This is a genomic window from Micromonospora solifontis (assembly GCF_003725545.1).
GTDB classification, from domain to species: domain Bacteria; phylum Actinomycetota; class Actinomycetes; order Mycobacteriales; family Micromonosporaceae; genus Micromonospora; species Micromonospora solifontis.
The window spans coordinates 1-7,489 of sequence record NZ_RJLN01000148.1; the positions used below are offsets into that span (position 1 = coordinate 1).

Below are 7,489 nucleotides of genomic sequence, written 5' to 3' on the forward strand. Positions count from 1 at the left end.
CCCGCGCCAAGATCGTGCTCGATGCCGGAAGTGGTCGTGTCCGATGGGGACGGAGGCCACTCGATCCCGCATCGAGCGCGTTCCCGACGGGCGGGCGGCGCGGCCCCGCGCTTCCCGACGGGCGGGCGGCGCGGCCGCGCGAAAGGAGGCAGGGTCGTTAGGGTGTGGCCGGCCGAGGAGAGGGGACGGTCCGATGGCCGGGATCCGGGTACGACCGGCGGAGCCGCACGACCGCGAGGACGTGACGGCGCTGCACCACCGCGAGTGGGGCGGCCCGTACGTGGTGGTCCACGACACCCGCTACGACCTGCGGGAGCTGCCGACGCTGGTGGCGGTCGACGGCGCCGGCAGGCTGGCCGGGGCGCTCGTGCACCGGCTCGCCGACGACGGGCTGGAGGTGGTCAGCCTGGCCGCCACCAGCCCGGGCCTGGGCGCGGGCACCGCCCTGCTGGTCGCCGCCGAGGCGGTCGCGGTGGCCGCCGGGGCGGCCCGGCTGTGGCTGGTGACCACCAACGACAACCTCGACGCGCTCCGTTTCTATCAGCGACGGGGGCTGCGGATCGTGGCGGTGGACGCCGGCGCGGTGGACCGGGCCCGCGAGCTGAAGCCGACCATCCCCTGGATCGGGGCGGACGACATCCCACTCCGTGACGAGCTGCGGCTGGAGCGCCGGCTGACCCCGGGTCAGGCCAGCTTGGCGAGCACCCCGTCGTAGCGCTTCCGCTCGGTCGCGGAGGTCTTCGTGCCCAGGTAGTTGAGCACCACCGCGCCCTTGCGGTACGCGTCCGTCCCCCAGACCTCGGTCTGGTTGGTGGCGCTCGCCTCGTCCGGGAAGACGTACACCGAGACGGCGTCCGTGGCGACCAGTTGGGCGCAGCCCACGCCGACGCCGTCCGGCCCGCAGTCCTTGGACCGGTCCCGGACGTTCGGCACCGCCAGCCCGGCGGCCTTGAACGCGTCGACCACCTTGCGGGCGGACGGCGTGCCGGCGGCCTTGGTCGGCATGGTGAACGGCGGGGTGGACGCGCTCTCGGTCGGCCGGCTCTTCGGTCGACCCGACTCGGCGGCGTTCGGCGCCTCGGTCGGGGCGGCCGCGCTGGTGGCCGGTGCCCGGGACCGGCCGTCGGCCCAGTCTCCGCCGTTCTGGTCGGCGGCGTCCTTGCCACAGGCGGTCAGCCCGAGGGCGAGGAGAAGGGTGGCGGCGGTCCACAGGAGGCGAAGGCGTTTCGTCACTCCGGCAGTGTGCCGAACGGCGGCGGGGCCCGGCACCGGCCGGTCGGTCGATCACGCATGCCGGTCCGTGGACCCCGGTCACCCGCTAGCCTTCCCGCATGGCTCCAACCGCCTGGATCTCGCTGACCACCGACTACGGTCTGGCCGACGGATTCGTCGCGGCCTGCCACGGGGTGATCGCCCGGCTCGCCCCGACGGCCCGGGTGATCGACGTGACCCACCTCGTACCGCCGGGTGACGTCCGGCGCGGCGCCGCGGTGCTCGCCCAGACCGTGCCGCACCTGCCGTACGCCGTCCACGTCGCGGTGGTGGACCCGGGCGTCGGCACCGCGCGGCGCGGGATCGCCCTGGTCACCCCGAAAGGTGTGCTGGTCGGGCCGGACAACGGGCTGCTGCTGCCGGCCGCCGCGGCGCTCGGCGGCGTCACGTCGGCCGTCGAGCTGACCGACCCGGGTTGGCTGGCCCCGGAGGTGTCCCGCACCTTCCACGGCCGGGACGTCTTCGCGCCCGTCGCGGCGCGGCTGGCGACCGGCGGGGCACCGGCCGAGGCCGGGCCGGCGGTGGATCCGGCGACGCTGGTCCGGCTGCCGGACCCGGTACTGCGCCGGGAGCCCGGCGGGTTCACCGCCGAGGTGTTGACCGTCGACCACTTCGGCAACGTGCAGCTCGCCGCGACACCCGCGCTGCTCGACGAGGTCGGGCCCGAGCCGCTCGTCGCGGACCGGCCGGCCGTCCGGGGGCGTACCTTCGGCGACGCGCCCGCCGGCGGGCTGGTGCTCCTCGCCGACTCGGCCGAGCTGGTCGCGGTGGCGGTCAACGGCGGCCGGGCCGCCGACCTGCTCGGCGTCGCCCCCGGCGACCTGCTGACGGTCCGCGCATCCCGCTGACCCCGGCCGCTGATCCGGCAGTCCCCCGGAAGTTGGGGTTTCGCCGCGTCGGGAGGCCACACCTTGCGGGAAGTAGCGCCGATCCGCACTCCGGTGCGGAGCATCCCGGGCGGCGCGAGGGAGGATGGGAGGGTGCCTGAAGGCGACACCGTCTGGAACACCGCCCGCGTCCTCCAGCGGGCCCTGGCCGGCGCGCGACTCACCGGCTCCGACTTCCGGGTGCCGCAGCTCGCCGCGACCGACCTGACCGGCTGGACCGTCCGCGAGTCGGCCAGTCGGGGCAAGCACCTGCTGCTCCGCCTCACCGCCCCGCCCGGCGCCACGACACCACCCGACGCCACTGGACCGCCCGGGGCCACCGGGCCAGGCGAGGCCACCGGACCGGCCGACGCCACCGGACCAGGCGAGGCCACCGGACCAGGCGGGGCCGCCCGACCAGGCGGGGCCGCCGGATCAGGCGGCGCGACGGCCGGCGCGAGGACGGCGGCGGCCGGCCGGGACTGGACGCTGCACTCGCACCTGCGGATGGACGGTGCCTGGCGGGCGTACGCCCCGGGTGAGCGGTGGGCCGCCCGCCCCGCCCACCTGATCCGGGTGGTGCTCCGCTCCCCCGGCGCGGTCGCCGTCGGCTACCACCTGCACGAGCTGGCGCTGATCCCGACCGCCGAGGAGGAGTCGCTGGTCGGCCACCTCGGGCCGGACCTGCTCGGGCCGGACTGGGACCCGGACGAGGCGGTCCGCCGGCTGGCCGCCCACCCGGACGAGACCATCGGCGAGGCGCTGCTGGACCAGCGGAACCTGGCCGGGGTGGGCAACCTCTACAAGTGTGAGGTGCTCTTCCTGCGCGGGATCTCCCCGTGGACGCCGGTCGGGGCGGTGCCCGACCTGGCCGGCACGGTCCGCCTCGCGCAGCGGCTGCTGGCCGCGAACCGGGGCCGCTGGACGCAGAGCACCACCGGGTCGCTGCACCGGGGGCAGACCAGCTACGTGTACGGCCGCCGCGCCCAGCCCTGCCGACGCTGCGGCACCGCGATCCGGAAGCGGGAGCTGGGCGACCGGGTCACCTACTGGTGCCCGACCTGCCAGCCGGAACGCCACTGAGAGCGACCCGCTCCGTGGAACTTCCACGAACCGGCAAGATCCCCCTGAGATACGGACGATTGGGTACTTCCCACCCCACCGGCCGGCGTCGCATGCTGCGGTGGAGTGCTCACCGACCGTCAGCAGCGCGTCCGCCCGCCACGCCGGGGTGGTGGCCGGCGCGCCGGAGATCCCGGGGAGAGCCATGGCCCTGTTCCGCATCTTCCGGCCGGGCTGGGCGGACCGCGCCGCCCGGACCGTCGAGGACCACACGCCGACCGTGCCCGCCGCCCGGGCCGCCGAGGAGGCGGACGGCCCGACGCCGACCAGCCTGGATCCGGCGGCCGTGCCGCGTTGCTTCGGCCCGGTACCCAACTTCGCCGGGTCGCCGGTGCCGGCGCTGGACCCGGACGGCCGGCCGGAGCCCGGCACCGGGATCCGCAAGTTCGTCGACGCGCTGCCGGTGCCCGGCCCGTCCGCCACCCCCGGGCTGGGGGCCCGGCTGCCGGTGGCCGTGCCGGACACCATCACCTGGCCGGGCTGCGACTACTACGAGATCGGCCTGCAGGAGTACGCGCAGCGGCTGCACCGGGACCTGCCGGCCACCCGGCTGCGCGGCTACCGCCAGCTCAACCTGGGCACCGACCCCGCCGGGCACAACACGGTCAGCCCGCCGGACCGGCCCTGGCACCTCGGTCCGGTGATCATGGCCCGGCGGGGGCGGCCGGTCCGGGTCAAGTTCATCAACCAGCTTCCCACCGGGCGGGCCGGTGAGCTGTTCCTGCCGGTCGACGAGACCCTCGACGGGGCCGGTGTCGGGCCGCTGGACGGGCCCGCGCCGTACCCGCAGAACCGGGCGGTGCCGCACCTGGCCGGGGCACAGACGGCCTGGATCAGCGCCGGCAACCCGTGGCAGTGGGTGACCCCGGCCGGCGAGATCACCCCGTACCCGACGGGGGTGGGGGTGACGCCCGTGCCGGACATGCCGCCGCCGGGTGCCGGGGCCATCACCCTCTACTTCCCGAACGACCAGAGCGGCCGGCTGATGTGGCTGCACGACAACACCCTCGGCCTGTCCCGGCTCACCGTCTACTCCGGTCAGCTCGCGCTCTACCTGCTCACCGACCCGGCCGAGGAACGGCTGGTCGACGACGGGGTGCTCCCCGCCGACCAGCTCCCGCTGGTGATCCAGGACAAGACCTTCGTGCCGGACGACGCCCAGCTCGCGGCCCAGGATCCGACCTGGGACCGGGACCGCTGGGGGGCGAAGGGCAGCCTCTGGCACCCGCACGTCTACCAGCCCCGGCAGAACCCGTACCGGAGTACCGGCGGCAACCCCACCGGCCGGTGGGACTACGGCCCGTGGACGCACGACCCGGACGGCGGCGCCAGCCCGTGGGTGGCCCCGGTGCCGAACCCGCACCACCACCCGGTCGCCGAGCCGGACGAGCCGCCGCTCGCACCGGGCGTGCCGCACCCGTCGGCGGTCCCCGAGGCTTACGGGGACACGCCGCTGGTCAACGGGGTGGCCTACCCGTACCTGGAGGTGGAGCCGCGGGCCTACCGGTTCCGGATCCTCAACGCCTGCGCGGACCGCAGCCTGAACCTCCAGCTCTACCGGGCGTGCTCGGACGAGCCGATGTGGACCGACGACGGCGACCCGGAGGCCGGCGAGGTGCCGATGGTCGAGGCGGTACGGGCGGCCGGGCGGCCGGCGACCTGGCCCACCGACGGGCGCGAGGGCGGCGTGCCCGATCCGCGCGCCGCCGGCCCGGACCTGATCCAGATCGGCAACGACGCCGGCCTGCTGCCCGCGCCCGTGCGGCTGGCCAACCGCCCGGTCGGCTTCCGCTACGACCGGCGGGATCCGACCGTGCTCAACGTGGACGGGCAGACCCTGCTGCTCGCCCCCGGCGAGCGGGCCGACGTGGTGGTGGACTTCGCCACCGTCCCGCCGGGCAGCAACCTGATCCTCTACAACGACTGCCCGGCCCCGCTGCCCCGGTTCGACCCCCGCTACGACCACCACACCGACGCCCCGGACCGCACCCCCACCGGCGGCCTGCCCCCGGCCCGCCCCGGGTACGGCCCGAACACCCGGACCCTGCTCCAGTTCCGGGTGGCCGGCACCCCGGCGTCGCCGTACGACGTGGACCGCCTCGCCGCCCGGCTCCCCGGCGCGTACGCGGAGAGCCAGCGGCCGCCGATCGTGCCGCAGCCGGCCTACGACGCGGCGTTCGGCACCCGCACGCCCCGGGAGACCCTGGTGCCGGCGCGCGCCACCTCGGTCACCTTCACCCCCGCCGGGGCGGTGGCCCCGGTGACCCTGCCGCTGCTGGTCAAGTCGGTCGGGCAGGTCTTCGAGCCCCGGCACGGCCGGGCGGTGGGCCGGCTCGGCGTCGGCCACCCGCTCGCCGGACCGGTCACCCCGGGCACGCTGCCGCTCGGTCCGGTCGACCCGGCCACCGAGGTGCTCTACGCGACCGACCCCACCACACCGGTCGGTGGTCCGGTCGACGGCACCCAACTCTGGCGGATCGTGGGCGACGCGCCGCGTACCCACCCGGTGCACGTGGCGGGCTGCGACCTGCAACTGGTCAATCGGGTCGGTTGGGACGGCACCATCCGCCCGCCCGAGCCGGGCGAGCTGGGCTGGAAGGAGACCGTCCGGGTCAACCCGCGGGAGGACGTGATCGTGGCGCTGCGCCCGGCCCCGCCCAGCCTGCCCTTCAAGATCGGCGACAGCGTACGCCTGCTCGACCCGGCCCGGCCGGCCGGCGCGCGGCTCGACGCCAGCCCGGTCAGCCCGGTCGACGGGCGCCCGGCGACCGTGGTCAACCAGCTGGTGAACCTCGGCTGGGAGTACCGCTGGGGGACCCGCGCGGCCGGGCTGCGCGACCAGGGCATGAGCCGCCCGCTGGTGCTCCGGGTCGCGCCGAAGGCGCCGACCGGGCTGACCGCCACCCCGGCGCCCGGCTCGGCCACCGCGCTGCCGGCCATCGCGCTGGCCTGGACCGGCAACGGCAGCCGCCCGCCCGCCACCAGCCACCTGCTGCAACGGGCCACGGACGCCGGTTTCACCACCGGGCTGACCGAGATCACCGTGGCGGCCACCGCCACCCGCTACACCGACGCCACGGTGACCCCCGGCGTCACCTACCACTACCGGATCCGGGCGGAGAACGCGGTGAGCTGCTCGGCCTGGTCGAACAGCATCCCCGCGGCGGTGCGGCTCACCTCCCCGGCGAAGCTGATCGCCGTGGTGCCGCCGGCCGCGCCGCTGCGGGTGGCGCTGCGCTGGGCCAACCGGTCGTTCGCCACCGGGGTGGACGTGCAGCGGGCGACCAACCCGACGTTCACCAGCGGGCCGGGGACCACCGCCATCACGGTCGGCGACGCGCACGTGGACGCGGCGGTCGCCCCCGAGACCACGTACTACTACCGGGTCCGCACCACGTACCTGGGTGCGGCCTCACCCTGGTCGACGGTGGCCACGGTGACCACCCCGCCCCGCCCGGCCGCGCCGACAGCGGTGGGGGCCACCGCCACCGCGCCCGGCCCGGACACCGCCACGGTGGTGCTGAGCTGGGGGGCCGGCACCTCCACCGGGCCGGGCTCCGGTTTCGTGGTGCAGCGGGCCACCGATCCGGGGTTCACCCGCGGGGTGGAGAGCTTCACCGTCACCGGCCGGGGGTTCACCAACACGGGGCTGGCCCGGGGCAGCACCTACCACTACCGGATCCGGGCGTACAACGTGGTCGGCACCTCCGCCTGGACGGTTCCCGTGGCGGTCACCACCCCGGACTGACCCGGTCAGCGGGTGCGCAGCGGAGGGCTGGCGGTGCGGAGTTCGGCCAGCGCGGCGGCGACGCCGTGCAGCAGGTCGGTGGCCTCGGTGAGGCGGGCGGCGGCCGGGTGCTCGGTGGCGCTCGGGCGGGCGTCCTCGGCGACGTAGCCGGCGGCGGCCACCACCAGCCGCTCGTACGCGGCCACCCCGCTCTCCAGTTGGGCGGCCAGCGCGCCGTGCGCCTCGGCCAGCGGCCCGCGCGCCTCCGCCGGGGCGAGCTTCAGAGCCCGTTCCACGCTCGCCACCCGGTTGGCCAGCTCGCGCAGGGAGCGGTCGGCCTCGGCCGCCTCGCGGACGGCCGGCTCGGCCAGCCCGTCGAGCCGGGTGGCCATGCCGGCCAGGGTCAGCGACGCCCGGTCCAGGCGGGCCCACGCCTGCGCCGCCGTGGTGCCGCGCAGCGCCAGGCGGGTCCGGACCCGGCGTACCTCGGCGAGGACGCCCG

At 76.4% G+C, this 7,489-nt stretch carries 6 protein-coding genes; 4 read left to right on the forward strand and 2 right to left on the reverse strand.

The features are described from left to right. Positions 1–193: 193 nt before the first annotated feature. Positions 194–715, forward strand: a complete 522-nt coding sequence (locus tag EFE23_RS27000; RefSeq protein WP_158675937.1) for a GNAT family N-acetyltransferase — start codon at positions 194–196, stop codon at positions 713–715. On the opposite strand, the gene EFE23_RS27005 is transcribed toward EFE23_RS27000, so the two are convergent. Next, positions 685–1,233, reverse strand: coding sequence for a hypothetical protein (locus EFE23_RS27005; RefSeq protein ID WP_123243703.1), 549 nt, complete (start codon positions 1,231–1,233; stop codon positions 685–687). The genes EFE23_RS27000 and EFE23_RS27005 overlap by 31 nt on opposite strands. A gap of 98 nt (positions 1,234–1,331) precedes the next feature. Between EFE23_RS27005 and EFE23_RS27010 the strand changes: the two genes are divergently transcribed. From EFE23_RS27010 to EFE23_RS27020, 3 genes are all read left to right on the forward strand, one after another. After that, positions 1,332–2,120, forward strand: a complete 789-nt coding sequence (locus tag EFE23_RS27010) for an SAM hydrolase/SAM-dependent halogenase family protein (protein ID WP_123243704.1) — start codon at positions 1,332–1,334, stop codon at positions 2,118–2,120. Positions 2,121–2,252: 132 nt separating this feature from the next. Then, on the forward strand, positions 2,253–3,221 hold the full coding sequence (locus EFE23_RS29805) for a zinc finger domain-containing protein (RefSeq protein ID WP_123243705.1): 969 nt from the start codon (positions 2,253–2,255) through the stop codon (positions 3,219–3,221). Positions 3,222–3,405: 184 nt separating this feature from the next. Next, on the forward strand, positions 3,406–7,008 hold the full coding sequence (locus EFE23_RS27020) for a hypothetical protein (protein ID WP_199737264.1): 3,603 nt from the start codon (positions 3,406–3,408) through the stop codon (positions 7,006–7,008). Between the two features lie 5 nt (positions 7,009–7,013). Here EFE23_RS27020 and pspM read toward each other — a convergent pair. After that, the coding region (gene pspM / locus EFE23_RS27025; RefSeq protein WP_439650879.1) for a phage shock envelope stress response protein PspM at positions 7,014–7,489 on the reverse strand (476 nt) is incomplete at its 5' end.

Coding starts and splice junctions, on each gene's coding strand:
- EFE23_RS27020 (WP_199737264.1), top strand. CDS start 3,406: ATGGCCCTGTTCCGCATCTTCCGGCCGGGCTGGGCGGACCGCGCCGCC.
- EFE23_RS27000 (WP_158675937.1), top strand. CDS start 194: ATGGCCGGGATCCGGGTACGACCGGCGGAGCCGCACGACCGCGAGGAC.
- EFE23_RS27010 (WP_123243704.1), top strand. CDS start 1,332: ATGGCTCCAACCGCCTGGATCTCGCTGACCACCGACTACGGTCTGGCC.